Genomic DNA, 25,574 nt, shown 5'->3' with positions numbered 1-25,574 from the left:
CAATTGATAGCCGCCAAAGGATAAGACTAGTCAAGAATCCAGAAGGTGCGATGACCTGAGTCAGCGGTACAGCACCAATCAGGTACGTGGCAGGTTGCGCACCACATTCAGCGCCGCACTGCTCTGCGCCACAGGCATGATCTCGATGGTGTTGATGTTTACATGCGCCGGCTGCTCGGCAACCCAGGCTACCGTTGCTGCAATGTCCTCCGGCAGGAGGGCCTCTACATCCCGATACAGGGCCTGCACGGCATCCACGTCGCCATTCAGGCGCACCATCGAGAAGTCAGTGCCTGAGCACAGCCCCGGCTCGATGTTGCTTACCCGCACGCGGGTGCCAGCCAGGTCGGCACGCAGGTTGAGGCTGAACTGGCGGACGAACGCCTTGCTGGCGCCATACACGTTACCGCCCGGGTAGGGGTAAGTACCGGCGATCGAGCCGATGTTGATGATCATGCCGCTATCGGCTTCCACCATCTGCGGCAGAATCTTGTGGGTGACCATGGCCAGGCCGGTGATGTTGGTGTCGATCATCTGCTGCCAGTTTGCGGCACTGCTGGCTTGGGCACGGTCCACGCCCAGCGCCAGCCCCGCGTTGTTGACCAGCAGATCGATCTGCAGCGACGCCTCACGCATCTGCTCGACCGCCTTCTCGAGCGATACTGAATCAGTGACATCCAGCGCCATCGGAATGAAATTGGCGCCCAGTTCAGCCTCCAGTGCTTTCAGTTTGTCCATGCGCCTGGCACCACCGACCACGCGGTAGCCTTTGCCGATCAGGGTGCAGCAGATGGCGCGGCCAAAGCCTGAGGAAGCACCGGTTACAAATGCGGTTTTCATTCGTTATCTCCTATCAATGGATCAAGTCAGGTACTTCACGCCCAGGCTGGTGAACAGGCAGAGCATCGAGAACACCGCCACCTTGCGCACCACTTCGTTGCCTTTACGCAAGGCCAGGGAACTGCCCAGGTGGTTACCGAGGATGTTGCAGGCCACAAGTGGCAATGCCAGCAGGTAGACGACCTTGCCTGCGCTGACGAAGGCGACCAACGCACCGATGTTGGAAGCGAAGTTGAAGGTTTTGGAGTTGGCCGAACTGGAGACCAGGTCCATGCGCAACAGGTAATGGAAAGCGATGATGAACATGCTGCCGGTACCGGGGCCGAAGAAGCCGTCATAGAAGCCAATGGCCAGGCAGGTCAGCGGGACCACGGTGAACAGCATGCGCGATGACAGTTCGCGCTCCTCGACCGGGCGGTCCTTGGGGGTAAGGAAAATGAGAATACCGAGCGGGATCAGTGCCAGGATGATCTTGCCCACAGTTTCCTGCGAGATCGACACGATCAGGTGAGCCCCCAGGTAGGCGCCTAGCAGCGAAAACGGCACTCCGACCAACGCTACCTGCCAGACCATCTTGCTGTTGGCCAGGAAGTTTCGGATAGCCGCCAGTGTGCCAAGGGTACTGACCAGTTTTTCCTGGCCCAGTGCCACCTGCGGCGGCATGCCAACCAGCAGAAAGCCCGGTACCAGAAACAAGCCACCACCACCGGCAATGCTGTCGACGAAACCCGCAACGAAGGCGATCGCGCCAAGCATGAGGATGGCCAGCAACCAGTGCTCCGCCCAGTAAGAACCCAGAATTTCCATAGCAATGTCCATCCAGTGGAGCGTTTAAGCCAGGCACAGCGCGAGTGCGGCTGGCCTGATCGGGCGATGATTGTAATTTCAAAAATTGAATCGATTCAATCTAAAATAAAATCAACTCAATCAAACCAATTACCATCATTACCTGCATCCGAGCTTTCATGCTAGGCTTTCGCGCTCTTGCAGCGTCTGGTGCCATTTCCATGTGGGTCCCTCAATTCAGCCATCAAACACAGCCGGTTTACCTGATGATCGCTGATGCCCTTGAACAGGACATCGAAGGTGGTCGGCTTGCAGAAGGCGATCGCTTACCCACACTCAAGGACCTCGCCGAGGCGCTGAATGTAACCCCCGGCACTGTTGGCAGGGCCTACGACGAAGCAGCCAAGCGCGGTTTGGTGGCGGGCGAGGTAGGCCGAGGCACGTTTGTCAGGCAATTGCGACAGCCATTAACCGCCCCGTCGGTGCCCGCGCCCGTGGCCGGCGAAAGCAGCCAGATCGATCTCTCGATCATCAAGCCCAACGACGCTCACATGAGCGAATGGCTAGGCGCGGCTATCAGCGAAATGGCCGCCTCCTCGGACTTGGGGCAGGTACTCGACTATGTGACAGAGGGTGGCCACACGTCCCACAAACAAGCCGGTGCGACCTGGATACAGCGCTGGCTGCCTGATGCGCGTTGGCAGCAGGTAGTACTGACCGCTGGCGCCCAGCATGGGCTGCTGGTGACCATCAGCAGCCTGTCGAAGAGTGACGATGTGGTGCTGTGCGAGTCGCTTTGCTACCCCGGCATCATATCCCTGGCCCACAGCATGGGCCGGCGCCTGCGCGGCGTAGCCATGGACGAACACGGGATCATCCCGGAGGCATTGCGCGCGGCCTGCCTGGAACACCGCCCTTCCCTGCTGGTGTGCGTCACCACGCACCAGAACCCGACCAACTCGATCATGCCCCCTGCAAGGCGCCAGGCCATCGCCGAGATCGCCCGGGAGTTCGACCTGTACATCGTGGATGACGATATCTACGGTTTTCTCGAGCCCAACCCGGACTACAAGCCGCTTGCAGCGTATGCGCCTGAACGCTCGGTGTACCTCACCAGCCTGTCCAAAAGCGTGCTGCCGGCACTGCGCATCGGCTACCTGTACGCCCCGCCGCAAACCCTGTCACGGTTATCATCGATGGTACGCAGCAGCGTGTGGATGCCATCGCCACTGATGGCGCAACTGGCCAGCAACCTGATCAACAGCGGCAAGGCCGACCAGTTGGTGCGTATGCAACAAGATGAGGCGGCAGCACGCCAGCACCTGGCCCGGGAGATTCTTGGCCGATACAAGGTCCGCACTCAGCCTCACAGCTTCCATATCTGGCTGGAGCTGCCAGAACCGTGGACCAGCGACGAGTTTGCCAACCTTGCGCGTGACAACGGCGTAACGGTAGTCAGCGGCAGCCAGTTCCTGCCAGAACGCAGCCACGCCACCAGCGGTGTGCGCATCGCCCTGATGGCACCCAGCCGCCAGGAACTGGCCTTTGCCCTGACCAAGCTGGCAAGCCTGCTGGATTCGCCGGAGCCGCGATTGTTCTACTGACCGCGATGCCAGATATGCGGTGCTGCCCATAAAAAAACCCAGGGCAACTGCCCCGGGTTTCTGGTCCTGCTGAACGCCTTACCGCTCTGATCAGAACGGAATATCGTCATCGAAGCTGTCGAAATCAGCAGCCGGCTGCGGCGCAGGCTGTTGCGGCGCTGGGCGCTGGGGGGCCTGTTGCGGGCGCTGGGCCTGCTGGCGTGGCGGTGCCTGGTTGTATTGCTGCTGGCCACCACCGTAATTGCCGCCACCCTGGTTGTACGGGTCACCGCCCTGCTGCTGGCCCTGCGGACGACCGCCGAGCAGCTGCATGGTGCCGTTGATGTCGACGATGATCTCGGTGGTGTAGCGCTTGATGCCGTCTTTTTCCCACTCGCGGGTCTGCAGCTTGCCTTCGATGTAGCACTGCGAACCCTTGCGCAGGTATTCGCCAGCGATTTCGGCAACCTTGCCGAACAACGACACACGGTGCCACTCGGTACGCTCGACCTTCTGGCCCGACTGCTTGTCAGTCCACTGCTCGCTGGTGGCCAGGCTCAGGTTGGTCACGGCGTTACCGTTGGGCAGGTAGCGGACTTCGGGATCCTGGCCACAGGTACCGACCAGAATGACTTTGTTAACCCCACGGGCCATAACGTTCTCCTAGGCTTCGCACGCCGAAGAGGCTGGATTCACCAGTCGCTCGAGGGTCGCACGGTCCAAAATTTTCGTATCCAGTTTGATATAGATGGCGGCTTCTTCTGCAACCACCACAGCGTCGGTCACACCCGGCACGGCCATCAGGCGCTCGGTCAGGCCGGCTTCCCGGACCGCCTCAGGCGTCAGGGGCAAGCGCAGGCTGGTCACATATGGCGGCTCGTTCATGCGCAAGGCAACGATCAGCCAGATAGCACACAGCGCCGCACTACCGAGGAACACCGTGTCCAGCCCACCGTGCTGGAACAGCCAGCCACCAAGAATCCCGCCTAACGCTGCGCCGAGGAACTGGCTGGTGGAATACACCCCCATTGCCGTCCCCTTGCCACCGGCAGGCGACACCTTGCTCACCAGAGAAGGCAGCGAAGCCTCCAGCAGGTTGAATGCGGTAAAGAATACCACGGTGCCAATCACCAGTCCGCGCAAACCGTCAGCCCACTCCCAGAAGTATATCTCTGTCAGCAGCAGGACACTGACCGCGCCGGCCAACACACGTTTCATCTTGCGCTTTTTTTCGCCGTAGATGATGAACGGGACCATTGCAAAAAATGAGATGAACAGCGCGGTCAGGTACACCCACCAGTGCTGCTCCTTGGGCAGGCCGCCACGCTCGACGAACGCCAGCGGCAGCGCAACGAAGCTGGCCATGAGGATGGCGTGCAGGATGAAAATGCTTACGTCCAGGCGCAGAAGGTCCGGATGGCGCAGGGTTGGGCCGATGGCCTGGCGTGCCACACCCGACTCGCGGTGCTGCAGGATGCTGTGGGTGTTGGGCACGACAAACGCGATCAACAGGATGCCTACCAGGGCAAGCCCAGCCGTGACCAGGAACAAACCTGACAAACCAAAGGCACTTGTCAGCAGTGGACCAACGACCATGGCGACAGCGAACGACAGGCCGATGCTCATGCCGATCATGGCCATGGCCTTGGTCCGGTGTTGCTCGCGGGTGAGGTCGGACAGCAGCGCCATGACCGCAGCAGAAATTGCCCCGGCGCCCTGCAGGATGCGCCCGGCAATCACGCCCCAGATAGAGTCGGCCTGGGCCGCCAGCACGCTGCCAAGGGCAAAGATCACCAGCCCCAGATAAATCACCGGCCGGCGACCGATGCGGTCGGAAATCATCCCGAACGGAATCTGAAATACCGCCTGTGTAAGGCCATAGGCCCCAATGGCCAGGCCGATCAGCGCAGGCGTGGCGCCAGCCAGGTCCATGCCGTAGGTGGCCAGTACCGGCAAGACCATGAACATGCCCAGCATACGAAAGGCAAAGACCAGGGCAAGGCCGCCAGCGGCGCGGGTTTCGCCGCCACTCATGCGCTCGTTGTGGGTGTCGTGCATGGATTAACCTCGTGTGAACCGGCGGCGATTCTATCAGTCCGACAGCTTGACGGCATCTACGCGACGCTTTGCCGCGTACTGGCAGGGCGCCGTATACTTCCTTGTTTATGCCCGCCGAGCGAGGCCGTAGTGGACAAGATCCTGATTCGTGGGGCACGTACCCACAACCTGAAGAACATCGACCTGACCCTGCCCCGGGACAAGTTGATCGTGATCACCGGCCTGTCCGGTTCCGGCAAGTCGTCCCTGGCGTTCGATACCTTGTACGCCGAAGGCCAGCGCCGCTACGTGGAGTCGCTGTCGGCCTACGCCCGGCAGTTCCTGTCGATGATGGAAAAACCCGACGTCGACACCATCGAAGGCCTGTCGCCGGCGATTTCGATCGAGCAGAAATCGACCTCGCACAACCCGCGTTCCACGGTCGGCACCATCACCGAAATCTATGACTACCTGCGCCTGCTGTACGCCCGCGTCGGTACGCCACGCTGCCCGGACCACGATATTCCGCTGGAGGCGCAAACGATCAGCCAAATGGTCGACCTGGTGCTGGAAAACCCGGAAGGCAGCAAACTGATGCTGCTCGCGCCGGTAGTGCGCGAGCGCAAAGGTGAGCATCTGGCAGTGTTTGACGAGCTGCGCGCCCAGGGCTTCGTGCGGGCCAGGGTCAACGGCAAACTCTACGAACTCGATGAGTTGCCCAAGCTGGACAAGCAGAAGAAGCACAGCATCGATGTGGTGGTGGACCGTTTCAAAGTGCGCGCCGACCTGCAACAGCGCCTGGCCGAATCGTTCGAGACCGCGCTGAAGCTGGCCGATGGTATTGCCTTGGTGGCACCGATGGACGGCGAACAAGGCGAAGAGACGATATTCTCCGCGCGCTTCGCCTGCCCAGTGTGCGGCCACGCGATCAGTGAGCTGGAACCGAAGCTGTTCTCCTTCAACAACCCGGCTGGCGCCTGCCCGACCTGCGACGGCCTGGGGGTCAAACAGTTCTTCGACACCAAACGCCTGGTCAACACCGAGCTCACCTTGGCCGAAGGCGCGATCCGCGGCTGGGACCGCCGTAACGTGTACTACTTCCAGATGCTTGGTTCGTTAGCCGCGCACTATGGCTTCAGCCTGGAGGAGCCTTTCGGCGAGCTGTCGGCCGAACACCAGAAGGTGATCCTGCAGGGCAGCGGCAAGCAGAGTGTCGACTTCAAGTACCTCAACGACCGAGGCGACATCGTCAAGCGATCGCACCCGTTCGAAGGCATTGTGCCGAACCTTGAGCGCCGCTACCGCGAAACCGAATCGGCCACGGTGCGTGAAGAACTGGCCAAGTTCCTTGGCACACAACCGTGCCCGGATTGCCGGGGTACGCGCCTGCGCCGCGAGGCGCGCCATGTGTGGGTGGGCGAGAAGACCCTGCCGGCGGTAACCAATATGCCGATCGGTGAAGCCAGCAACTACTTTGGCGAACTGACCCTGACCGGCCGGCGTGGCGAAATCGCGGCAAAAATCCTCAAGGAAATCTGCGAACGACTTCAGTTCCTGGTCAACGTCGGCCTCGACTACCTGACCCTGGATCGTAGCGCCGACACCCTGTCCGGTGGTGAAGCGCAACGTATCCGCCTGGCCAGCCAGATCGGCGCCGGTCTTGTGGGGGTGATGTACATCCTCGATGAACCGTCCATCGGCCTTCATCAACGCGACAACGACCGCCTGTTGGCCACCCTCAACCATTTGCGCGACCTGGGCAACACGGTGATCGTGGTGGAGCACGACGAGGACGCCATCCGGCTGGCCGACTACGTGGTCGACATCGGCCCTGGCGCTGGTGTGCACGGCGGACAGATCGTCGCCGAGGGCTCGCCCCAGGAGGTCATGGACCACCCCGATTCGCTGACTGGCAAGTACCTGTCCGGGCGCAAGAAGATCGTTGTGCCGGCCAAGCGCACGCCGCGCAACAAGAAGCTGCAACTCAAGCTCAAGGGCGCGCGTGGCAACAACCTGCAGAACGTCGACCTGGAAGTGCCGATCGGCCTGCTGACCTGCGTGACCGGTGTATCCGGCTCGGGTAAGTCGACGCTGATCAACAACACCCTTTACCCCTTGGCCGCCACCGCCCTAAATGGCGCAAGCAGCCTGGAAGCCGCACCACACCACAGCATGGATGGCCTGCAGCACCTGGACAAGGTGGTGGATATCGACCAGAGCCCGATAGGCCGGACCCCGCGCTCCAACCCGGCGACCTACACGGGTATCTTCACACCGATCCGCGAGCTGTTCTCTGGTGTACCGGAGTCACGCTCGCGTGGTTATGGCCCGGGACGTTTCTCGTTCAACGTCAAGGGTGGCCGTTGCGAGGCCTGCCAGGGCGATGGCCTGATCAAAGTGGAAATGCACTTCCTGCCGGACATCTACGTGCCGTGTGACGTGTGCAAGAGCAAGCGCTACAACCGCGAAACCCTGGAGATCAAGTACAAGGGCAAGAACATCCACGAAGTGCTGGAAATGACCATCGAGGATGCCCGAGAGTTCTTCGATGCGGTGCCGGCGCTGGCGCGCAAGCTGCAAACGTTGATGGATGTGGGCCTGTCGTACATCAAACTGGGGCAGTCAGCGACCACGCTGTCAGGGGGTGAGGCACAGCGCGTGAAGCTGTCACGCGAACTGTCCAAGCGCGATACCGGCAAGACTTTGTACATCCTCGACGAACCTACCACCGGCCTGCACTTTGCCGATATCCAGCAACTGCTCGACGTATTGCATCGCCTGCGCGACCACGGCAATACCGTGGTGGTGATCGAGCATAACCTGGATGTGATCAAGACCGCCGACTGGCTGGTTGACCTGGGGCCGGAAGGTGGCTCCAAGGGTGGCCAGATCATTGCCTGCGGTACGCCAGAAGAGCTGAGCGAGATGAAGCAGTCATATACCGGCCATTACCTGAAACCATTGCTGGAGCGGGATCGAGCCTGAGTGTTGCCAGCGCAATGAAAAAGCCCCTGGTACCTATGGTGCCAGGGGCTTTTATTTGAGCCTGTGGATAACTTACATCTGCGACTGCAGGTAGTTTTCCAGCCCGATGGCCTTGATCAGGCCCTGCTGCTTCTCAAGCCAGTAGGTGTGATCTTCTTCGGTGTCGGCCAGCTGAGCACGCAGGATGTCACGGCTGACGTAGTCCTTGTGCAGTTCGCACAGCTCGATACCTTTGCAAAGCGCACCGCGCACCTTGTATTCGAGCTTGAGGTCTGCCTCGATCATTTCCGGCACAGTGCTGCCGACCTCCAGGTCATCCGCACGCATGTCAGGGGTACCTTCGAGCATGAGGATACGACGCATCAGGGCATCGGCGTGCTGCGTCTCTTCCTCCATCTCGTGGTTGATGCGCTCGTAGAGCTTGGACAGGCCCCAGTCTTCGTACATGCGCGAATGAATGAAGTACTGGTCGCGTGCCGCCAGTTCGCCCTTCAGCAGCGTGACGAGATAGTTGATTACGTCCGGGTGGCCTTGCATCGCCCTGATTCTCCATGTGAAAACGTCTATGCCACATAGTGTGAACCAGCTTTTGTCTACGGTCACTGAAAAACGCGCAATCAGACGCAAAAAAACGGTTAAACAGTAGTGATATTCATTGAAAAACCGCCCAAATGAGGGCGGTTCTACTTATCACTTCGACTTAGGCGAAATTGATGCCCAAAGCCTTCGCAATCCCTTCGCCGTAGGCCGGATCCGCCTTGAAGAAGTACTGCAACTGACGCTGGATCACGTCTTCGCTGACGCCCGCCATGGTGCCAGCGATGTTGCTGATCAGCAGGGCCTTCTGCTCATCGCTCATCAAACGGAACAAAGCGCCGGCGTGGCTGAAATAGTCAGTGTCCTCGCGGTGATCGTAGCGATCAGCCGAACCATTCATGGCCAATGCTGGCTCAGCATGGCGTGGGGACTGTTTCGGGGCGTCGCTGTAGCTGTTTGGTTCATAGTTCGGTGCACTACCGTAGCCGCCGGTAGCCATGGAGCCGTCGCGCTGATAGCTGTTTACCGGGCAGCGTGGCGCATTGACTGGCAATTGCTGGTGATTGGTACCCACGCGATAGCGGTGCGCGTCGGCGTAGGCGAATACGCGGCCTTGAAGCATCCGGTCTGGCGAAAGACCGACGCCGGGCACCATATTGCTAGGCCCGAACGCGGCCTGCTCGACCTCTGCGAAATAGTTGAGCGGGTTACGATTGAGTTCCAGCACACCCACCTTGATGAGCGGATAGTCCTTCTGCGACCACGTCTTGGTCACGTCGAATGGGTTCTCGTCACGGCTGGCAGCCTCGGCTTCGCTCATCACCTGAATGCAGACCGTCCAGCGCGGGTAGTCGCCACGCTCGATAGCCTCAAACAGATCTCGCTGAGCGTAATCCGGGTCGGTACCTGCCAGGCGTGCAGCGTCTGCCGGGGTGAGGTTCTTGATGCCTTGTTGAGTCTTGAAGTGCCACTTGACCCAGGTACGCTCACCCTTTGCATTGATCAGGCTGTAGGTGTGGCTGCCAAAACCATGCATATGGCGGTAGCCGTCCGGAATGCCACGGTCGGAAAAGAGGATGGTGACCTGATGCAGCGCTTCAGGGGAGTGCGACCAGAAATCCCACATCATCTGGGCGTTCTTCAGGTTGGACTGCGGGTGGCGCTTCTGGGTGTGGATAAAGTCCGGGAACTTCAGTGGGTCGCGAATGAAGAATACTGGCGTGTTGTTACCGACAATGTCCCAGTTGCCTTCCTCGGTGTAGAACTTCACCGCGAAGCCGCGCGGGTCACGCTCGGTATCAGCCGAACCGCGCTCGCCACCAACGGTGGAGAAACGTAAGAAAGTCTCAGTTTGTTTACCGATCTCTTCGAACAGTTTGGCGCTGGTATAGCCGGTAATATCGTGAGTAACGGTAAAGGTGCCATAGGCACCCGAACCTTTGGCATGGACACGGCGCTCTGGAATGTTCTCGCGGTTGAAATGGGCGAGCTTCTCGATCAGGTGGAAGTCGTCGAGCAGCAGCGGACCGCGCGGGCCGGCGGAGCGGGAGTTCTGGTTGTCGGCTACAGGTGCACCGCTAGCGGTGGTGAGAATCTTGCTCATGGGCTCTCCTTATCGGTCTACAAGCGCCGGCTTATCGGCTGTAAAGAGAGTATTGCCGAGCGAGATTACAGGTACAAATTTATTACATAACTTATATCAATAGAAATAAACAATAGGTATACAAACAAAAAACCGGGCACTAGGCCCGGTTCTTTGTAGCAGACAGAACGTCTTACTCAGCAGCTTCTACAGCACCGCCGACCGGACGATCAACCAGCTCGACGTACGCCATAGGCGCGTTGTCGCCAGCGCGGAAACCGCACTTCAGGATGCGCAGGTAGCCGCCCTGACGGGTGGCGTAACGCTTGCCCAGGTCGTTGAACAGTTTGCCAACAGCGGACTTCGAACGGGTACGGTCGAAGGCCAGACGACGGTTAGCAACGCTGTCTTCCTTGGCCAGGGTGATCAGCGGCTCGGCAACGCGGCGCAGTTCCTTGGCTTTCGGCAGGGTGGTTTTGATCAGCTCGTGCTCGATCAGCGACACTGCCATGTTCTGGAACATAGCCTTGCGGTGAGAGCTGGTACGGCTCAGGTGACGTCCACTTTTACGATGACGCATGATTCATTCCTTACCAAACACTACGTTCGGTGATTACGACGATCAGGCGGTCGCCTTGTCGTCTTTCTTAAGACTTGCAGGCGGCCAGTTGTCGAGGCGCATGCCGAGAGACAGACCACGAGAGGCCAGAACGTCCTTGATTTCAGTCAGGGACTTCTTACCCAGGTTAGGAGTCTTCAACAGCTCTACTTCGGTACGCTGAATCAGGTCGCCGATGTAGTAGATGTTCTCCGCCTTGAGGCAGTTGGCCGAACGTACAGTCAGTTCCAGGTCGTCAACCGGACGCAGCAGGATCGGGTCGATCTCGTCTTCCTGCTCGACTACGACAGGCTCACTGTCACCTTTGAGGTCGACGAACGCGGCCAACTGCTGTTGCAGAATGGTCGCAGCGCGGCGGATAGCCTCTTCAGGATCCAGGGTGCCGTTGGTTTCCAGATCAATGACCAGTTTGTCCAAGTTGGTACGCTGTTCAACACGGGCGTTCTCGACCACATAGGCGATACGACGCACCGGGCTGAACGAAGCGTCCAACTGCAGACGGCCAATGCTACGGCTTTCGTCTTCGTCGGTTTGACGGGAGTCGGCCGGCTCGTAACCACGACCACGAGCTACAGTGAGCTTCATGTTCAGAGCGCCGTTCGACGCCAGGTTCGCGATTACGTGATCGGGGTTGACGATCTCGACATCGTGATCCAGCTGAATATCGGCAGCGGTAACCACCCCCGAACCCTTTTTCGACAAGGTCAGCGTAACTTCGTCACGACCATGCAGTTTGATAGCCAGGCCTTTCAGGTTCAACAGGATTTCAATTACGTCTTCCTGAACACCTTCGATCGCGGAGTACTCATGGAGTACGCCATCGATCTCGGCCTCGACTACTGCACAGCCAGGCATGGAGGACAACAGGATGCGGCGCAGCGCGTTGCCCAGGGTATGGCCGAAACCACGCTCGAGAGGCTCGAGCGTAATCTTGGCGCGGGTCGGACTGACTACCTGCACATCAATATGGCGGGGAGTCAGGAACTCATTTACCGAAATCTGCATGGATGCACCTATTTTCTAGCCCTTACTTGGAGTAGAGCTCGACAATCAGGTTTTCGTTGATGTCGGCAGACAGGTCGCTGCGAGCAGGAACGTTCTTGAAAACGCCCGACTTTTTAGCAGCATCCACGTCAACCCACTCAACGCGGCCACGCTGGGCGCACAGTTCAAGGGCTTGAACAATGCGCAACTGGCCCAGCGATTTCTCGCGGACTGCGACCACGTCACCCGGACGAACTTGGTAGGATGGAATGTTTACAGTCTTACCGTTGACGCTGATCGCTTTGTGCGAAACCAGCTGACGGGACTCGGAACGAGTCGAGCCGAAGCCCATACGGTAAACGACGTTATCCAGACGGCACTCGAGCAGTTGCAGCAGGTTCTCACCGGTTGCGCCTTTTTTCGAGGCAGCAGCTTGGTAGTAACCGCGGAACTGACGCTCCAGAACACCGTAGATACGACGGACTTTTTGTTTCTCACGCAGCTGGGTGCCGTAGTCGGACTGACGGCCACGGCGCTGGCCGTGGATACCTGGGGCTGCTTCGATATTGCACTTCGATTCCAGAGCGCGAACGCCGCTCTTCAGGAACAGATCAGTGCCTTCACGACGAGACAGTTTGCATTTTGGACCAATGTAACGTGCCATTCTTCTGTCTCCTGATTACACGCGACGCTTCTTCGGCGGACGGCACCCGTTGTGCGGGATTGGCGTCACGTCGGTGATGCTGGCGATCTTGTAGCCGCAGCTGTTCAATGCACGAACGGCGGACTCACGACCTGGACCTGGACCCTTGACGTTAACGTCGAGGTTCTTCAGACCGTATTCCAGCGCAGCTTGACCAGCACGCTCAGCAGCGATCTGGGCTGCGAACGGGGTGGATTTGCGCGAACCACGGAAACCCGAACCACCGGAAGTCGCCCAGGACAAAGCATTGCCCTGACGATCGGTGATGGTCACGATGGTGTTGTTGAAAGAAGCGTGGATGTGGGCGATGCCATCAACCACTGTCTTTTTGACTTTCTTACGAGGACGAGCAGCAGGTTTTGCCATGTCTATATTCCTGGGCGATTACTTGCGGATCGGCTTACGCGGGCCCTTACGGGTGCGTGCGTTGGTCTTGGTGCGCTGACCGCGAACCGGCAGACCTTTACGATGACGCAGGCCGCGGTAGCAACCCAGGTCCATCAAGCGCTTGATCTTCATGTTGACGTCACGACGCAGGTCACCTTCGGTGGTGAACTTCGCGACTTCGCCACGCAGGGTTTCGATTTGCTCGTCGCTCAGATCCTTGATCTTAGCGGCTGGGTTTACACCAGCGTCTGCACAAATCTTCTGTGCAGTTGTGCGACCGACACCATAGATGTAGGTCAGCGAGATAACAGTATGCTTGTTATCTGGAATGTTGACGCCTGCAATACGGGCCATTCAGTGGGACTCCAATTGACAGCTACCTACGCCCCGGAAGCCAAGAAATAGGGCGCGAGATAATATCGCTGTAGAAACGAATAATCAACCCAGCAGCACACTAGCTGCTGGGTTTGAAGCGCAGATCACACTCAGCCTTGGCGCTGTTTGTGACGCGGTTCCGCGCTGCAGATCACTCGTACGACGCCTTCGCGACGGATGATCTTGCAGTTACGGCACAGCTTTTTCACCGATGCACGAACTTTCATTACCGACTCCTCGAACCTTAGGGGCGTATCAGCGCAGCAGACCGCTGCCACCGTAGCCTTTCAGGTTGGCTTTCTTCATCAGGGATTCGTACTGGTGCGAAACGAGGTGCGATTGTACTTGGGACATGAAGTCCATCACAACCACTACCACAATCAGCAACGAGGTCCCGCCAAGGTAGAACGGCACATTTGCTGCCACCACCAGGAACTGGGGCAGAAGGCAGACGGCCATCATGTAAAGAGCACCGAACATGGTCAAACGGGTCAGAACGCCATCAATGTAGCGCGCCGACTGCTCACCAGGACGGATACCCGGAATAAAGGCACCGGACTTCTTCAGGTTTTCCGCTACGTCTTTCGGATTGAACATCAACGCTGTGTAGAAGAAGCAGAAGAAAATGATCCCTGCACTAAACAGCAGAATGTTCAACGGCTGACCAGGAGCGATCGACTGCGAGATGTCCTGCAGCCAGCCCATACCTTCAGACTGACCAAACCAGGCACCCAGCGAAGCCGGGAACAGCAGAATGCTGCTCGCGAAAATGGCCGGGATAACCCCTGCCATGTTCACCTTCAGCGGCAAGTGGCTGGTCTGCGCAGCGAAGACCTTGCGGCCCTGCTGACGCTTGGCGTAATGAACGGCGATACGACGCTGACCACGCTCAATGAACACCACAAAACCGATAATCGCTACTGCCAGCAGACCGATAGCGACCAGGGCGAAAATGTTGATATCGCCTGTGCGTGCAGACTCGAAAGACTGCCCGATTGCTCTCGGAAGACCGGCAACGATACCTGCGAAGATCAACATCGAGATACCGTTGCCCACACCGCGCTCGGTGATCTGCTCGCCCAGCCACATCATGAACATCGCGCCAGCCACGAAAGTGGAAACAGCGACGACATGGAAGCCCAGGCCTGCAGAAAACGCCACGCCCTGGTTGGCCAAGCCAATGGACATGCCAATGGCTTGGACCAGTGCCAGGATAACGGTGCCGTAGCGGGTGTACTGGCTGATCTTGCGACGGCCAGCTTCACCTTCCTTCTTCAACTGCTCCAGTTGCGGGCTGACCGCCGTCATCAACTGCATGATGATCGATGCCGAAATGTACGGCATGATCCCCAGTGCAAAGATGCTCATGCGCTCAAGCGCGCCACCGGAAAACATGTTGAACAAGCTAAGAATGGTCCCCTCATTCTGCCGAAACAGATCCGCCAGACGGTCCGGATTGATGCCGGGAACCGGGATATGTGCACCTATCCGATAGACGATGATCGCCATGAACAGAAAGCGCAGACGAGCCCAGAGTTCCGACATCCCGCCCTTACCGAGCGAAGAGAGAGCACCTTGCTTAGCCATTTATTCCTCGAATTTGCCGCCAGCTGCTTCGATAGCCGCACGCGCACCCTTGGTGGCTGCGATACCCTTGATGGTGACTGCGCGAGTAACTTCGCCAGACAGCATGATTTTCACACGCTGAATGTGCTGGTTGATCACGTTGGCATCCTTCAGGGATTGCACGGAGATCACGTCGCCTTCCACTTTGGCCAGCTCGGACAGACGCACTTCAGCGCGGTCCATGGCTTTCAGGGAAACGAAGCCGAACTTCGGCAGGCGACGGTGCAGCGGCTGTTGACCGCCTTCGAAGCCAGGAGCGATCGAACCACCCGAACGGGAAGTCTGACCTTTGTGGCCACGGCCGCCGGTCTTACCCAGACCGCTACCGATACCACGACCTGGACGATGCTTCTCGCGACGGGAACCCGGCGCTGGACTCAGATCATTGAGTTTCATCGATTAGCCCTCGACCTTCAGCATGTAGTAAGCCTTGTTGATCATCCCGCGATTCTCGGGAGTATCCTGGACTTCTACAGTGTGACCGATGCGACGCAGACCCAGGCCTTTAACACACAGCTTGTGGTTAGGCAGACGGCCCGAGACGCTCTTGATCAGCGTTACTTTTACGGTTGCCATGATCAGAAGATCTCCTCGACGCTCTTGCCACGCTTGGCGGCAATGGATTCAGGAGATTGCATGGCTTTCAGACCCTTGAAGGTGGCGTAAACCACGTTCACTGGGTTGGTCGAACCGTAGCACTTGGCCAGAACGTTCTGAACACCAGCAACTTCCAGGACAGCACGCATTGCGCCACCGGCGATGATACCGGTACCTTCCGAGGCAGGCTGCATGTAAACCTTCGAGGCGCCGTGGGCAGCCTTGGTGGCGTACTGCAGGGTGGTGCCCTTCAGGTCAACCTGAATCATGTTGCGGCGAGCAGCTTCCATGGCTTTCTGGATCGCGGCTGGTACTTCGCGCGACTTGCCACGGCCGAAGCCAACACGACCTTTACCATCACCCACCACGGTCAGCGCGGTGAAGGTGAAGATACGGCCGCCTTTTACGGTTTTGGCAACGCGGTTAACTTGAACCAGCTTCTCGATGTAGCCTTCGTCGCGCTTTTGATCGTTATTTGCCATAACTTAGAACTCCAGCCCGCCTTCACGAGCAGCATCAGCCAGCGCTTTGACGCGGCCATGGTACTTGAAGCCGGAACGGTCAAAGGCAACTTGAGATACACCGGCGGCTTTCGCACGCTCAGCTACCAGCTTGCCAACCTTAGTGGCCGCGTCGATGTTGCCAGTGGCGCCATCACGCAGGTCTTTGTCCAAGGTCGAGGCGCTTGCCAGAACCTTGCTGCCGTCGGCCGAAATGACCTGGGCGTAGATGTGCTGCGAGGAGCGGAACACGCACAGGCGCACGACTTCGAGTTCGTGCATCTTGAGACGTGCTTTGCGAGCGCGACGCAGTCGAATAACTTTTTTGTCGGTCATTTACTAGGCCCTACTTCTTCTTGGCTTCTTTACGACGGACTACTTCGTCCGCGTAACGCACACCTTTACCTTTGTAAGGCTCTGGCGGACGGAAGTCGCGGATTTCAGCGGCCACCTGACCTACCAGCTGCTTGTCGATACCCTTGATCAGGATGTCGGTCTGGCTAGGCGTTTCAGCGGTGATACCGGCTGGCAGTTCGTAGTCCACTGGGTGAGAGAAGCCCAGGGCCAGGTTCAGGACGGTGCCTTTAGCCTGTGCCTTGTAACCAACACCGACCAGCTGGAGCTTGCGCTCGAAGCCTTGGCTTACGCCTTGGACCATGTTGTTGACCAGAGCGCGGGTGGTACCGGCCATGGCACGAGCTTGCTGGTCACCATTGCGAGCGACGAAACGCAGCTCACCAGACTCTTCGGTAACTTCAACAGACGAGTGAACGTTCAGTTCGAGAGTACCTTTGGCACCCTTCACCGAAAGCTGCTGACCGGCGAATTTGACTTCGACACCGGATGGCAGCTTAACGGGGTTCTTAGCGACGCGAGACATGTCTATCCCCCCTTAGAACACTGTGCACAGAACTTCGCCGCCGACACCGGCAGCGCGCGCAGCGCGATCAGTCATCACACCTTTGTTGGTGGAGACGATAGACACGCCCAGACCGCCACGTACTTTCGGCAGATCGGTGACGGCCTTGTACTGGCGCAGGCCTGGACGGCTGGAGCGCTTCAGTTCCTCGATGACCGGACGGCCTTCGAAGTACTTCAGTTCGATCGACAGGGAAGGCTTGGCCTCACCAGTTACCTGGTAGCCAGCGATGTAACCTTCGTCCTTCAGAACTTTGGCAACCGCGACCTTCAGGGTAGAGGAAGGCATGCTTACGACGGACTTTTCAGCCATCTGGGCATTACGGATGCGAGTTAGCATGTCCGCTAACGGGTCCTGCATACTCATGGGCTAGATGCTCCTGATACAAGAATTATTAGCCTTGCGGCTATGACAACCACCCGAACGGTTTGGGCAAAAACCCAGGCTCAGGTGAGCCGGTCATTCTAGACACAAGGCAGAAACGAAACAAGCCCCATATAGGGGCTTGTTTGTTGGCAAGGTCACCGGCGGTCGGAAGATTACTCCCCTTCCACCCGTGCCTTGCCTGCAGCGATTACCAGGAGGCCTTGACCAGACCTGGTACGTCACCGCGCATTGCAGCTTGACGCAGCATGTTACGGCCCAGGCCGAACTTACGGTATACACCGTGAGGACGACCGGTCAGGCGGCAACGGTTGCGCAGGCGCGAGGCGCTAGCGTCGCGTGGCTGCTTCTGCAGAGCGACAACGGCAGCGAAACGCTCTTCTGGAGAGGCGTTCAGGTTGACGATGGTCGCTTTCAGCTCAGCACGCTTCTTAGCGAACTTTGCTACCGTGAGCTGACGCTTCAGCTCGCGGTTTTTCATGCTCTTCTTGGCCATTTTCCTACTCCAATCAGTTGCGGAACGGGAACTTGAAAGCACGCAGCAGAGCGCGGCCTTCGTCGTCCGAACGAGCAGTGGTGGTCAGGGTGATGTCCAAACCGCGCAGAGCATCGATCTTGTCGTAGTCGATTTCCGGGAAGATGATCTGCTCTTTCACGCCCATGCTGTAGTTGCCACGACCATCGAAGGACTTGGCATTCAGGCCGCGGAAGTCGCGAACCCGAGGCAGGGAGATCGCCAGCAGGCGGTCCAGGAATTCGTACATCTTGTCGCTACGCAGGGTCACCTTGACGCCGATCGGCCAGCCTTCGCGGACTTTGAAGCCAGCGATGGATTTGCGAGCGAAAGTCACGACCGGCTTTTGACCGGTGATCTTTTCCAGGTCGGCAACAGCGTGCTCGATGACTTTCTTGTCGCCGATCGCTTCGCCCAGACCCATGTTCAGGGTGATCTTGGTAACGCGCGGAACTTCCATCACGTTCGACAGCTTAAGTTCTTCCTTAAGCTTAGGAGCGATTTCGTTCCGGTAAATCTCTTTCAGTCGTGCCATGGTCTTCTACCTAGCAGTGTTCAAGCATCAACCGCTTTTTGGGTCGACTTGAAGACACGAATTTTTTTACCGTCTTCTACTTTGAAACCAACGCGGTCAGCCTTGTTGGTTTCACCGTTGAAGATGGCAACGTTGGAAGCGTGCAGAGGCGCTTCTTTCTCGACGATACCGCCCTGTACGCCCGCCATCGGGTTAGGCTTGGTATGACGCTTGACCAGGTTCACGCCACCGATAACCAGACGGTCATCAGCCAGAACCTTCAGCACCTTACCGCGCTTACCTTTGTCTTTGCCGGCGATCACGATGATCTCGTCGTCACGACGAATCTTTTGCATGTCGGATCTCCTTACAGCACTTCAGGGGCGAGCGAGACGATCTTCATGAACTTCTCAGTACGAAGCTCACGGGTCACTGGCCCGAAGATGCGAGTGCCGATCGGCTCTTGCTTGTTGTTCAGCAGAACAGCAGCGTTGCCGTCGAAACGAATGATGGAACCGTCAGCGCGACGAACACCGTGACGGGTACGTACGACAACAGCGGTCATCACTTGGCCTTTTTTGACCTTACCGCGCGGAATTGCTTCCTTGACGGTAACCTTGATGATGTCACCGATGCCGGCGTAACGGCGGTGCGAACCGCCGAGTACCTTGATGCACATGACGCGACGAGCGCCGCTGTTATCGGCCACATCGAGCATGGATTGAGTCTGAATCATAAAATTTCTCCGACCCCTAGCCCTTAGACTTCAACAGCGCGTTCGAGGACTTCAACCAGTGCCCAGGACTTGGTCTTGGCCAGCGGACGGGTTTCACGGATGGAAACCTTGTCGCCGATCTTGCACTGGTTGGCTTCGTCGTGCGCGTGCAGCTTAGTCGAACGCTTAACGTATTTACCGTAGATCGGGTGCTTTACGCGACGCTCGATCAGAACGGTGATGGTCTTGTCCATTTTGTCGCTGACGACACGGCCAGTCAGCGTACGGACGGTTTTTTCAGCTTCAGCCATGATCACTTACCTGCCTGCTGGTTGAGCACAGTTTTCACGCGAGCGATGTCACGCTTAACTTGCGAGAGCAGGTGCGACTGCCCCAACTGGCCAGTTGCTTTCTGCATACGCAGATTGAACTGGTCGCGCAGCAAGCCGAGCAGTTGCTCGTTCAGTTGCTGTGCCGATTTTTCACGAAGTTCATTCGCTTTCATCACATCACCGTCCGCTTAACAAAGGAGGTGGCGAGAGGCAGCTTTGCAGCAGCCAGGGCGAAAGCTTCGCGCGCCAGCTCTTCAGAAACACCCTCGATCTCGTACAGGACTTTGCCTGGCTGAATCTGGGCAACCCAGTACTCCACGGAACCCTTACCTTTACCCATACGAACCTCGAGAGGTTTCTTGGAGATCGGCTTGTCCGGGAACACACGGATCCAGATCTTACCGCCACGCTTAACGTGACGGGTCAGCGCACGACGTGCGGACTCGATCTGGCGAGCGGTGAGGCGACCGCGAGCAACAGCTTTCAGGGCGAATTCGCCGAAGCTGACTTTGCTACCGCGCAGTGCCAGACCACGGTTGTGGCCAGTCATCTGCTTGCGGAATTTTGTACGCTTTGGTTGCAACATTTGGCGTACCCCTTACTTAGCAGCTTTTTTACGAGGCGCTGGTGCTTGTGGTTTCAGTTCTTCTTGGCGACCACCAATAACTTCGCCTTTGAAGATCCAAACCTTCACACCGATCACACCGTAAGTGGTGTGAGCTTCGTAGGTGTTGTAGTCGATATCGGCACGCAGGGTGTGCAGAGGCACACGACCTTCGCGATACCACTCGGTACGAGCAATCTCAGCACCGCCGAGACGACCGCTCACCTGGATCTTGATGCCCTTGGCACCAATACGCATGGCGTTCTGTACCGCGCGCTTCATGGCGCGACGGAACATTACACGGCGTTCCAGCTGCTGAGCTACGCTCTGCGCAACCAGCATAGCGTCGAGTTCCGGCTTGCGGATCTCTTCGATGTTGATGTGCACAGGCACACCCATCTGCTTGGTCAGGTCCTGACGCAGCTTCTCGACATCTTCACCTTTCTTACCGATAACGATACCGGGACGAGCGGTGTGGATGGTGATGCGTGCAGTTTGAGCCGGACGATGAATATCGATACGGCTTACGGACGCGCTTTTTAGTTTGTCTTGGAGGTACTCACGCGTTTTCAGATCCTTCAACAGGTAATCTGCGTAAGTAGCACCGTCTGCGTACCAGACGGAGGTGTGCTCCTTGACGATTCCCAGGCGAATGCCAGTGGGATGTACTTTCTGACCCATCTGATCGACTCCGTTACTTGTCCGCAACCTTGACAGTGATATGGCAAGACCGCTTGACGATGCGATCAGCACGGCCTTTGGCACGTGGCATGATGCGCTTCAGCGAACGCCCTTCGTTGACGAAGACGGTGGAGACCTTCAGGTCATCAACGTCTGCGCCTTCGTTGTGTTCGGCGTTGGCTACGGCCGACTCGAGGACTTTCTTCATGATTTCAGCGGCTTTTTTGCTGCTGAAGGCCAACAGGTTGAGCGCTTCGCCCACCTTCTTCCCGCGGATCTGGTCGGCGACCAAGCGGGCTTTCTGGGCGGAGATGCGAGCGCCCGACAACTTAGCGGCTACTTCCATTTCCTTACCCCTTAACGCTTGGCTTTCTTGTCAGCCACGTGCCCGCGATAGGTGCGGGTACCGGCGAACTCGCCCAGTTTGTGGCCGACCATGTCTTCGTTCACGAGAACTGGAACATGCTGGCGACCGTTGTGAACCGCGATGGTCAGACCGACCATTTGTGGCAGGATCATCGAACGGCGCGACCAGGTTTTAACTGGCTTGCGATCGTTCTTCTCCACCGCCACTTCGACCTTCTTCAACAGGTGAAGATCGATAAAAGGACCTTTTTTCAGAGAACGTGGCACTGTCGTATCCCTCTAGTTACTTGCGACGACGGACGATCATGTTGTCGGTACGCTTATTACCACGGGTTTTAGCACCCTTGGTTGGGAAGCCCCATGGCGATACCGGATGACGACCACCGGAGGTACGACCTTCACCACCACCGTGTGGGTGGTCAACCGGGTTCATGGCAACACCACGAACGGTTGGGCGAACGCCGCGCCAGCGTTTGGCACCAGCTTTACCCAGCGAACGCAGGCTGTGCTCGGAGTTCGAGACTTCGCCCAGGGTCGCACGGCACTCAGCCAGGACTTTACGCATTTCACCAGAGCGCAGACGCAGGGTCACGTAGACACCTTCGCGAGCGATCAGCTGAGCCGAAGCACCAGCGGAACGAGCGATCTGAGCACCTTTACCCGGCTTCAGTTCGATGCCGTGAATGGTGCTACCTACTGGAATGTTGCGCAGCTGCAGGGAGTTACCGGCCTTGATTGGGGCCAGGGCACCTGCGATCAGCTGGTCGCCAGCGCTCACGCCCTTAGGCGCGATGATGTAGCGACGCTCACCGTCTGCGTAGCACAGCAGGGCGATGTGAGCAGTACGGTTTGGATCGTATTCGATACGCTCGACAGTGGCTGGAATGCCATCTTTGTCGTTGCGACGGAAGTCGACCAGACGGTAATGCTGCTTGTGACCACCACCAACGTGACGAGTGGTAATGCGGCCATTGTTGTTACGACCACCAGACTTCGATTTTTTCTCGATCAGCGGTGCGTGAGGAGCGCCTTTGTGCAGCTCCTTGTTGACCACCTTGACCACGAAACGGCGGCCAGGGGAAGTCGGTTTGCATTTAACGATTGCCATGATGCACCCCTTCCTTACTCAGCACTGCTGCTGAAATCGAGATCTTGGCCTGGCTGAAGGGAGACGATCGCCTTCTTCCAGTCATTACGCTTGCCCAGACCACGTGCGGTACGCTTGGTTTTACCCAGAACGTTAACAGTCGACACGTTTTCAACTTTTACGTTGAACAGGCCTTCGACAGCTTTCTTGATTTCCAGCTTGGTTGCATCAGTAGCAACCTTGAATACGAACTGGCCTTTTTTCTCAGCCAGAACGGTAGCCTTCTCGGAAACGTGCGGGCCAAGGAGGACTTTGAATACGCGTTCCTGGTTCATCCCAGCAGCTCCTCGAATTTCTTCACGGCCGAGACAGTGATCAACACTTTCTCGTATGCGATCAGACTGACCGGGTCGGAACCTTGTACGTCACGTACATCGACGTGCGGCAGGTTACGAGCAGCCAGGTACAGGTTCTGATCAACAGCGTCGGAAACGATCAATACATCGCTCAGACCCATGCCGTTCAGCTTGTTCAGCAGATCTTTGGTTTTCGGTGCTTCAACAGCGAAGTCCTGAACCACGACCAGACGGTCGCTACGCACCAGCTCAGCGAGGATGGAGCGCAGAGCTGCGCGATACATCTTCTTGTTGAGCTTTTGCGAGTGATCTTGAGGGCGAGCTGCGAAGGTTACACCACCGCCACGCCAGATCGGACCACGAGTGGTACCAGCACGAGCACGGCCAGTACCCTTCTGACGCCATGGGCGCTTACCGCCACCAGCCACGTCGGAACGGGTCTTCTGCTGCTTGGTGCCCTGACGGCCGCCAGCCATGTAGGCCACGACTGCTTGGTGAACCAGCGTCTCGTTGAATTCGCCACCGAAAGTCAGTTCGGAAACTTCGATCGCCTGAGCGTCATTTACATTAAGTTGCATGTCAGTTTCCCCTTAACCGCGAGCCTTGACAGCTGGACGTACAACCACGTCGCCGCCAGTAGCGCCAGGTACGGCACCCTTGATCAGCAGCAGGTTGCGTTCAGCGTCTACGCGAACTACTTCCAGGGACTGAACAGTCACGCGCTCGGCGCCCATGTGACCGGACATTTTCTTGCCCTTGAACACACGACCAGGAGTCTGGCACTGGCCGATGGAACCAGGAACACGGTGCGACACGGAGTTACCGTGGGTGTTGTCCTGACCACGGAAGTTCCAGCGCTTGATGGTACCGGCGAAGCCTTTACCTTTGGACTGACCAGTAACGTCAACCAGCTGGCCTGCAGTGAAGAGTTCAGCTTTGATCAGATCGCCAGCCTGGAAATCGCCTTCTTCAAGACGGAACTCCCAAACACCGCGACCAGCGGCAACGTTGGCCTTGGCGAAGTGGCCTGCCTGAGCGGCAGTCACACGCGAAGCACGACGCTCGCCGACAGTGACTTGCACTGCACGGTAGCCATCGGTTTCTTCAGTTTTGAACTGGGTGACGCGATTCGGCTCGATCTCAATGACCGTGACCGGAATGGAGACACCTTCTTCGGTGAAAATGCGGGTCATACCGCATTTGCGACCGATTACACCAATAGTCATGTTGTAAACCTCATGAGTGTACGGGGCTTTCACCCGCTATGGCCGCCCATTTCAGAGCGTTACACGACTAGACCGAAGTCTTAGCCGAGGCTGATCTGTACTTCCACACCTGCCGCCAGATCAAGCTTCATCAGCGCGTCAACGGTTTTATCCGTTGGCTGGACGATGTCCAGAACACGCTTATGAGTGCGAATCTCGTACTGGTCACGCGCGTCTTTGTTGACGTGCGGGGAAACCAGAACGGTGAAACGCTCTTTGCGGGTAGGCAGTGGAATAGGACCACGCACTTGTGCACCAGTACGTTTCGCGGTTTCCACGATTTCCTGGGTGGATTGGTCGATCAGGCGATGGTCGAAAGCCTTCAACCTGATACGGATTTGCTGATTTTGCATTGGATTTCAGACTCCAGGCTGTTCCCAACGGACGCACTACGCCCGCTAAAAGGAGGCGTGATTCTATAGACGCCCCCATTTAGTGTCAACCCAATAAAAAAAACCCCCGCTGAGCGGGGGTTTTTTTCAATCGGTCGAGTGATTACTCGATGATTTTGGCCACAACGCCGGCGCCGACGGTACGACCGCCTTCACGGATAGCGAAGCGCAGACCGTCTTCCATTGCGATGGTCTTGATCAGGGTAACAGTCATCTGAATGTTGTCACCTGGCATTACCATTTCAACGCCTTCCGGCAGCTCGCAGTTACCGGTCACGTCAGTGGTACGGAAGTAGAACTGTGGACGGTAGCCTTTGAAGAACGGAGTGTGACGGCCGCCTTCTTCCTTCGACAGAACGTAGACTTCTGCGGTGAACTTGGTGTGCGGCTTGACCGAACCTGGCTTGACCAGAACCTGGCCACGCTCAACGTCGTCACGCTTGGTACCACGCAGCAGAACGCCGCAGTTCTCGCCAGCACGACCTTCGTCCAGCAGCTTGCGGAACATCTCAACACCGGTGCAGGTGGTGGTGGTGGTGTCACGCAGACCAACGATTTCCAGCGGATCCTGAACGCGGACGATACCACGCTCGATACGACCGGTAACAACGGTACCACGACCCGAGATCGAGAACACGTCTTCGATCGGCATCAGGAACGGCTGGTCGATGGCACGAACTGGCTCAGGAATGTAGCTGTCCAGAGTTTCTACCAGCTTCTTGACAGCGGTAGTACCCATTTCGTTGTCGTCTTTGCCTTCCAGCGCCATACGAGCCGAACCGATGATGATCGGAGTGTCGTCGCCTGGGAAGTCATAGGTGGACAGCAGGTCGCGAACTTCCATCTCGACCAGTTCCAGCAGCTCAGCGTCGTCTACCAGGTCAGCCTTGTTCAGGAAGACCACGATGTACGGAACGCCTACCTGACGGGACAGCAGGATGTGCTCACGGGTTTGTGGCATCGGACCATCGGCGGCCGAGCAAACCAGGATCGCGCCGTCCATCTGGGCAGCACCGGTGATCATGTTCTTCACGTAGTCAGCGTGACCTGGGCAGTCAACGTGAGCGTAGTGACGAATGGTCGAGTTGTACTCAACGTGAGCGGTGTTGATGGTGATACCGCGCGCTTTTTCTTCCGGAGCCGAGTCGATCTTGTCGAACTCAACGACTGCCGAACCGAAAACTTCGGAGCAAACGCGAGTCAGAGCTGCGGTCAGAGTGGTCTTACCGTGGTCAACGTGGCCGATGGTGCCGACGTTAACGTGGGGAAGGGAACGATCAAATTTTTCTTTAGCCACGACAGTG

Annotated in this window: 37 protein-coding genes; 2 read left to right on the top strand and 35 right to left on the bottom strand. The window is 57.7% G+C overall.

Annotated elements, in window-relative coordinates; all coding sequences use genetic code 11:
• Positions 1-78 precede the first annotated feature (78 nt).
• Together ACE4QZ_RS04625 and ACE4QZ_RS04620 are read right to left on the bottom strand one after the other, a co-directional pair.
• Positions 79-840 carry an SDR family NAD(P)-dependent oxidoreductase gene (locus ACE4QZ_RS04625; RefSeq protein WP_103443401.1) on the bottom strand — a complete coding sequence of 254 codons (762 nt, stop codon included), beginning with the start codon at positions 838-840 and terminating at the stop codon, positions 79-81.
• A 21-nt stretch (positions 841-861) separates the two neighbouring features.
• Positions 862-1,647: a sulfite exporter TauE/SafE family protein gene (locus ACE4QZ_RS04620; protein WP_410480400.1), complete on the bottom strand. Its 786-nt coding sequence runs from the start codon at positions 1,645-1,647 to the stop codon at positions 862-864.
• A gap of 200 nt (positions 1,648-1,847) precedes the next feature.
• Here ACE4QZ_RS04620 and ACE4QZ_RS04615 point away from each other — a divergent pair, with 200 nt between their 5' ends.
• Positions 1,848-3,230, top strand: a complete 1,383-nt coding sequence (locus ACE4QZ_RS04615) for a PLP-dependent aminotransferase family protein (protein ID WP_021783898.1) — start codon at positions 1,848-1,850, stop codon at positions 3,228-3,230.
• 90 nt (positions 3,231-3,320) lie between these two features.
• On the opposite strand, the gene ACE4QZ_RS04610 is transcribed toward ACE4QZ_RS04615, so the two are convergent.
• Positions 3,321-3,863 (bottom strand): single-stranded DNA-binding protein, encoded by a 543-nt coding sequence (locus ACE4QZ_RS04610; protein ID WP_021783897.1) that lies wholly within the window; start codon positions 3,861-3,863, stop codon positions 3,321-3,323.
• 9 nt (positions 3,864-3,872) lie between these two features.
• Positions 3,873-5,267, bottom strand: coding sequence for an MFS transporter (locus ACE4QZ_RS04605; protein WP_021783896.1), 1,395 nt, complete (start codon positions 5,265-5,267; stop codon positions 3,873-3,875).
• Positions 5,268-5,396: 129 nt separating this feature from the next.
• On the opposite strand from ACE4QZ_RS04605, the gene uvrA reads away from it, so the two are divergent.
• Entirely contained in the window at positions 5,397-8,231 is a 2,835-nt protein-coding gene (gene uvrA, locus ACE4QZ_RS04600) for an excinuclease ABC subunit UvrA (RefSeq protein WP_028697804.1), read from the top strand.
• A gap of 72 nt (positions 8,232-8,303) precedes the next feature.
• On the opposite strand, the gene bfr is transcribed toward uvrA, so the two are convergent.
• From bfr to tuf, 31 genes are all read right to left on the bottom strand, one after another.
• Complete coding sequence (gene bfr / locus ACE4QZ_RS04595) at positions 8,304-8,768, bottom strand: bacterioferritin (protein WP_003255449.1); 465 nt, start codon at positions 8,766-8,768, stop codon at positions 8,304-8,306.
• 163 nt (positions 8,769-8,931) lie between these two features.
• Positions 8,932-10,371, bottom strand: a complete 1,440-nt coding sequence (locus ACE4QZ_RS04590) for a catalase (RefSeq protein WP_021783894.1) — start codon at positions 10,369-10,371, stop codon at positions 8,932-8,934.
• 172 nt (positions 10,372-10,543) lie between these two features.
• Positions 10,544-10,930, bottom strand: a complete 387-nt coding sequence (rplQ, locus tag ACE4QZ_RS04585) for a 50S ribosomal protein L17 (RefSeq protein WP_003255451.1) — start codon at positions 10,928-10,930, stop codon at positions 10,544-10,546.
• A 42-nt stretch (positions 10,931-10,972) separates the two neighbouring features.
• Positions 10,973-11,974: a DNA-directed RNA polymerase subunit alpha gene (locus ACE4QZ_RS04580; RefSeq protein WP_003255452.1), complete on the bottom strand. Its 1,002-nt coding sequence runs from the start codon at positions 11,972-11,974 to the stop codon at positions 10,973-10,975.
• Between the two features lie 22 nt (positions 11,975-11,996).
• Entirely contained in the window at positions 11,997-12,617 is a 621-nt protein-coding gene (gene rpsD / locus ACE4QZ_RS04575) for a 30S ribosomal protein S4 (RefSeq protein ID WP_003255453.1), read from the bottom strand.
• Positions 12,618-12,632: 15 nt separating this feature from the next.
• A complete protein-coding gene (gene rpsK / locus ACE4QZ_RS04570) occupies positions 12,633-13,022 on the bottom strand; it encodes a 30S ribosomal protein S11 (protein WP_003255454.1) in 390 nt (129 codons plus the stop codon).
• Between the two features lie 18 nt (positions 13,023-13,040).
• Complete coding sequence (gene rpsM, locus ACE4QZ_RS04565; protein ID WP_012316515.1) at positions 13,041-13,397, bottom strand: 30S ribosomal protein S13; 357 nt, start codon at positions 13,395-13,397, stop codon at positions 13,041-13,043.
• Positions 13,398-13,528: 131 nt separating this feature from the next.
• The gene (rpmJ, locus tag ACE4QZ_RS04560) at positions 13,529-13,645 is read right to left on the bottom strand and encodes a 50S ribosomal protein L36 (RefSeq protein ID WP_002555468.1); all 117 of its coding nucleotides are present in this window, start codon (positions 13,643-13,645) and stop codon (positions 13,529-13,531) included.
• A 28-nt stretch (positions 13,646-13,673) separates the two neighbouring features.
• Positions 13,674-15,005: a preprotein translocase subunit SecY gene (gene secY, locus ACE4QZ_RS04555; RefSeq protein ID WP_003255459.1), complete on the bottom strand. Its 1,332-nt coding sequence runs from the start codon at positions 15,003-15,005 to the stop codon at positions 13,674-13,676.
• On the bottom strand, positions 15,006-15,440 hold the full coding sequence (gene rplO, locus ACE4QZ_RS04550; RefSeq protein ID WP_003255461.1) for a 50S ribosomal protein L15: 435 nt from the start codon (positions 15,438-15,440) through the stop codon (positions 15,006-15,008).
• A gap of 3 nt (positions 15,441-15,443) precedes the next feature.
• Positions 15,444-15,620: a 50S ribosomal protein L30 gene (gene rpmD, locus ACE4QZ_RS04545; RefSeq protein WP_003255463.1), complete on the bottom strand. Its 177-nt coding sequence runs from the start codon at positions 15,618-15,620 to the stop codon at positions 15,444-15,446.
• Between the two features lie 2 nt (positions 15,621-15,622).
• A complete protein-coding gene (rpsE, locus tag ACE4QZ_RS04540; RefSeq protein WP_003255465.1) occupies positions 15,623-16,123 on the bottom strand; it encodes a 30S ribosomal protein S5 in 501 nt (166 codons plus the stop codon).
• Between the two features lie 3 nt (positions 16,124-16,126).
• Positions 16,127-16,477 (bottom strand): 50S ribosomal protein L18, encoded by a 351-nt coding sequence (rplR, locus tag ACE4QZ_RS04535; RefSeq protein WP_003255467.1) that lies wholly within the window; start codon positions 16,475-16,477, stop codon positions 16,127-16,129.
• Positions 16,478-16,487: 10 nt separating this feature from the next.
• Positions 16,488-17,021, bottom strand: a complete 534-nt coding sequence (gene rplF / locus ACE4QZ_RS04530) for a 50S ribosomal protein L6 (protein WP_003255469.1) — start codon at positions 17,019-17,021, stop codon at positions 16,488-16,490.
• Positions 17,022-17,033: 12 nt separating this feature from the next.
• On the bottom strand, positions 17,034-17,426 hold the full coding sequence (rpsH, locus tag ACE4QZ_RS04525; protein WP_003255471.1) for a 30S ribosomal protein S8: 393 nt from the start codon (positions 17,424-17,426) through the stop codon (positions 17,034-17,036).
• Between the two features lie 208 nt (positions 17,427-17,634).
• A complete protein-coding gene (rpsN, locus tag ACE4QZ_RS04520) occupies positions 17,635-17,940 on the bottom strand; it encodes a 30S ribosomal protein S14 (RefSeq protein WP_003255472.1) in 306 nt (101 codons plus the stop codon).
• A 13-nt stretch (positions 17,941-17,953) separates the two neighbouring features.
• Entirely contained in the window at positions 17,954-18,493 is a 540-nt protein-coding gene (rplE, locus tag ACE4QZ_RS04515; protein WP_003255474.1) for a 50S ribosomal protein L5, read from the bottom strand.
• A 20-nt stretch (positions 18,494-18,513) separates the two neighbouring features.
• Entirely contained in the window at positions 18,514-18,828 is a 315-nt protein-coding gene (gene rplX / locus ACE4QZ_RS04510) for a 50S ribosomal protein L24 (protein WP_003255476.1), read from the bottom strand.
• Between the two features lie 11 nt (positions 18,829-18,839).
• Positions 18,840-19,208, bottom strand: a complete 369-nt coding sequence (gene rplN, locus ACE4QZ_RS04505) for a 50S ribosomal protein L14 (RefSeq protein ID WP_002555479.1) — start codon at positions 19,206-19,208, stop codon at positions 18,840-18,842.
• Between the two features lie 23 nt (positions 19,209-19,231).
• Positions 19,232-19,498, bottom strand: coding sequence for a 30S ribosomal protein S17 (gene rpsQ, locus ACE4QZ_RS04500; RefSeq protein ID WP_003255478.1), 267 nt, complete (start codon positions 19,496-19,498; stop codon positions 19,232-19,234).
• A 2-nt stretch (positions 19,499-19,500) separates the two neighbouring features.
• The gene (rpmC, locus tag ACE4QZ_RS04495; protein WP_002555481.1) at positions 19,501-19,692 is read right to left on the bottom strand and encodes a 50S ribosomal protein L29; all 192 of its coding nucleotides are present in this window, start codon (positions 19,690-19,692) and stop codon (positions 19,501-19,503) included.
• Complete coding sequence (gene rplP / locus ACE4QZ_RS04490) at positions 19,692-20,105, bottom strand: 50S ribosomal protein L16 (protein WP_003255479.1); 414 nt, start codon at positions 20,103-20,105, stop codon at positions 19,692-19,694. Before rplP ends, rpmC begins: the two co-directional genes overlap by 1 nt.
• 12 nt (positions 20,106-20,117) lie before the next feature.
• Positions 20,118-20,804, bottom strand: coding sequence for a 30S ribosomal protein S3 (rpsC, locus tag ACE4QZ_RS04485; RefSeq protein ID WP_003255481.1), 687 nt, complete (start codon positions 20,802-20,804; stop codon positions 20,118-20,120).
• Between the two features lie 13 nt (positions 20,805-20,817).
• Entirely contained in the window at positions 20,818-21,150 is a 333-nt protein-coding gene (gene rplV, locus ACE4QZ_RS04480) for a 50S ribosomal protein L22 (protein ID WP_003103908.1), read from the bottom strand.
• An 11-nt stretch (positions 21,151-21,161) separates the two neighbouring features.
• On the bottom strand, positions 21,162-21,437 hold the full coding sequence (gene rpsS / locus ACE4QZ_RS04475) for a 30S ribosomal protein S19 (protein WP_003255482.1): 276 nt from the start codon (positions 21,435-21,437) through the stop codon (positions 21,162-21,164).
• Positions 21,438-21,453: 16 nt separating this feature from the next.
• Positions 21,454-22,278, bottom strand: coding sequence for a 50S ribosomal protein L2 (rplB, locus tag ACE4QZ_RS04470; protein WP_003255483.1), 825 nt, complete (start codon positions 22,276-22,278; stop codon positions 21,454-21,456).
• 14 nt (positions 22,279-22,292) lie between these two features.
• A complete protein-coding gene (gene rplW / locus ACE4QZ_RS04465) occupies positions 22,293-22,592 on the bottom strand; it encodes a 50S ribosomal protein L23 (RefSeq protein ID WP_003255484.1) in 300 nt (99 codons plus the stop codon).
• Positions 22,589-23,191, bottom strand: coding sequence for a 50S ribosomal protein L4 (gene rplD, locus ACE4QZ_RS04460; RefSeq protein WP_003255485.1), 603 nt, complete (start codon positions 23,189-23,191; stop codon positions 22,589-22,591). Before rplD ends, rplW begins: the two co-directional genes overlap by 4 nt.
• 12 nt (positions 23,192-23,203) lie before the next feature.
• Positions 23,204-23,839: a 50S ribosomal protein L3 gene (gene rplC / locus ACE4QZ_RS04455; protein ID WP_003255486.1), complete on the bottom strand. Its 636-nt coding sequence runs from the start codon at positions 23,837-23,839 to the stop codon at positions 23,204-23,206.
• An 80-nt stretch (positions 23,840-23,919) separates the two neighbouring features.
• A complete protein-coding gene (rpsJ, locus tag ACE4QZ_RS04450; RefSeq protein WP_003186070.1) occupies positions 23,920-24,231 on the bottom strand; it encodes a 30S ribosomal protein S10 in 312 nt (103 codons plus the stop codon).
• Between the two features lie 142 nt (positions 24,232-24,373).
• On the bottom strand, positions 24,374-25,567 hold the full coding sequence (gene tuf, locus ACE4QZ_RS04445) for an elongation factor Tu (protein ID WP_038411791.1): 1,194 nt from the start codon (positions 25,565-25,567) through the stop codon (positions 24,374-24,376).
• Positions 25,568-25,574: the final 7 nt, after the last annotated feature.

The organism is Pseudomonas sp. DCA-1 (assembly GCF_046523955.1).
Lineage (GTDB): Bacteria > Pseudomonadota > Gammaproteobacteria > Pseudomonadales > Pseudomonadaceae > Aquipseudomonas > Aquipseudomonas putida_Y.
Note: the sequence above shows the minus strand (reverse complement) of the source record. Positions and strands in the feature narration are given on the sequence as shown.

Excerpts from the sequence above, each read along its gene's own strand:
- rpsN (WP_003255472.1), bottom strand. The coding sequence starts at position 17,940 with ATGGCCAAGAAGAGCATGAAAAACCGCGAGCTGAAGCGTCAGCTCACG.
- rplP (WP_003255479.1), bottom strand. The coding sequence starts at position 20,105 with ATGTTGCAACCAAAGCGTACAAAATTCCGCAAGCAGATGACTGGCCAC.
- ACE4QZ_RS04605 (WP_021783896.1), bottom strand. The coding sequence starts at position 5,267 with ATGCACGACACCCACAACGAGCGCATGAGTGGCGGCGAAACCCGCGCC.
- rpsE (WP_003255465.1), bottom strand. The coding sequence starts at position 16,123 with ATGGCAAATAACGATCAAAAGCGCGACGAAGGCTACATCGAGAAGCTG.
- bfr (WP_003255449.1), bottom strand. The coding sequence starts at position 8,768 with ATGCAAGGCCACCCGGACGTAATCAACTATCTCGTCACGCTGCTGAAG.
- rplF (WP_003255469.1), bottom strand. The coding sequence starts at position 17,021 with ATGTCTCGCGTCGCTAAGAACCCCGTTAAGCTGCCATCCGGTGTCGAA.
- rpmD (WP_003255463.1), bottom strand. The coding sequence starts at position 15,620 with ATGGCAACCGTAAAAGTAACGCTGATCAAGAGCGTCTCGGGCCGTCTG.
- ACE4QZ_RS04625 (WP_103443401.1), bottom strand. The coding sequence starts at position 840 with ATGAAAACCGCATTTGTAACCGGTGCTTCCTCAGGCTTTGGCCGCGCC.
- ACE4QZ_RS04620 (WP_410480400.1), bottom strand. The coding sequence starts at position 1,647 with ATGGAAATTCTGGGTTCTTACTGGGCGGAGCACTGGTTGCTGGCCATC.
- rplV (WP_003103908.1), bottom strand. The coding sequence starts at position 21,150 with ATGGAAGTAGCCGCTAAGTTGTCGGGCGCTCGCATCTCCGCCCAGAAA.
- rpsK (WP_003255454.1), bottom strand. The coding sequence starts at position 13,022 with ATGGCAAAACCTGCTGCTCGTCCTCGTAAGAAAGTCAAAAAGACAGTG.
- rplC (WP_003255486.1), bottom strand. The coding sequence starts at position 23,839 with ATGACTATTGGTGTAATCGGTCGCAAATGCGGTATGACCCGCATTTTC.
- rpmJ (WP_002555468.1), bottom strand. The coding sequence starts at position 13,645 with ATGAAAGTTCGTGCATCGGTGAAAAAGCTGTGCCGTAACTGCAAGATC.
- rpsD (WP_003255453.1), bottom strand. The coding sequence starts at position 12,617 with ATGGCACGTTACATTGGTCCAAAATGCAAACTGTCTCGTCGTGAAGGC.
- rpsJ (WP_003186070.1), bottom strand. The coding sequence starts at position 24,231 with ATGCAAAATCAGCAAATCCGTATCAGGTTGAAGGCTTTCGACCATCGC.
- rpsM (WP_012316515.1), bottom strand. The coding sequence starts at position 13,397 with ATGGCCCGTATTGCAGGCGTCAACATTCCAGATAACAAGCATACTGTT.
- rplW (WP_003255484.1), bottom strand. The coding sequence starts at position 22,592 with ATGAACCAGGAACGCGTATTCAAAGTCCTCCTTGGCCCGCACGTTTCC.
- rpmC (WP_002555481.1), bottom strand. The coding sequence starts at position 19,692 with ATGAAAGCGAATGAACTTCGTGAAAAATCGGCACAGCAACTGAACGAG.
- rplR (WP_003255467.1), bottom strand. The coding sequence starts at position 16,477 with ATGACCGACAAAAAAGTTATTCGACTGCGTCGCGCTCGCAAAGCACGT.
- rplB (WP_003255483.1), bottom strand. The coding sequence starts at position 22,278 with ATGGCAATCGTTAAATGCAAACCGACTTCCCCTGGCCGCCGTTTCGTG.
- rplN (WP_002555479.1), bottom strand. The coding sequence starts at position 19,208 with ATGATTCAGACTCAATCCATGCTCGATGTGGCCGATAACAGCGGCGCT.
- rpsQ (WP_003255478.1), bottom strand. The coding sequence starts at position 19,498 with ATGGCTGAAGCTGAAAAAACCGTCCGTACGCTGACTGGCCGTGTCGTC.
- ACE4QZ_RS04615 (WP_021783898.1), top strand. The coding sequence starts at position 1,848 with ATGTGGGTCCCTCAATTCAGCCATCAAACACAGCCGGTTTACCTGATG.
- ACE4QZ_RS04590 (WP_021783894.1), bottom strand. The coding sequence starts at position 10,371 with ATGAGCAAGATTCTCACCACCGCTAGCGGTGCACCTGTAGCCGACAAC.
- rpsC (WP_003255481.1), bottom strand. The coding sequence starts at position 20,804 with ATGGGTCAGAAAGTACATCCCACTGGCATTCGCCTGGGAATCGTCAAG.
- ACE4QZ_RS04610 (WP_021783897.1), bottom strand. The coding sequence starts at position 3,863 with ATGGCCCGTGGGGTTAACAAAGTCATTCTGGTCGGTACCTGTGGCCAG.
- rplE (WP_003255474.1), bottom strand. The coding sequence starts at position 18,493 with ATGGCACGACTGAAAGAGATTTACCGGAACGAAATCGCTCCTAAGCTT.
- ACE4QZ_RS04580 (WP_003255452.1), bottom strand. The coding sequence starts at position 11,974 with ATGCAGATTTCGGTAAATGAGTTCCTGACTCCCCGCCATATTGATGTG.
- rplD (WP_003255485.1), bottom strand. The coding sequence starts at position 23,191 with ATGCAACTTAATGTAAATGACGCTCAGGCGATCGAAGTTTCCGAACTG.
- rplX (WP_003255476.1), bottom strand. The coding sequence starts at position 18,828 with ATGCAAAAGATTCGTCGTGACGACGAGATCATCGTGATCGCCGGCAAA.
- rplQ (WP_003255451.1), bottom strand. The coding sequence starts at position 10,930 with ATGCGTCATCGTAAAAGTGGACGTCACCTGAGCCGTACCAGCTCTCAC.
- rpsH (WP_003255471.1), bottom strand. The coding sequence starts at position 17,426 with ATGAGTATGCAGGACCCGTTAGCGGACATGCTAACTCGCATCCGTAAT.
- rplO (WP_003255461.1), bottom strand. The coding sequence starts at position 15,440 with ATGAAACTCAATGATCTGAGTCCAGCGCCGGGTTCCCGTCGCGAGAAG.
- secY (WP_003255459.1), bottom strand. The coding sequence starts at position 15,005 with ATGGCTAAGCAAGGTGCTCTCTCTTCGCTCGGTAAGGGCGGGATGTCG.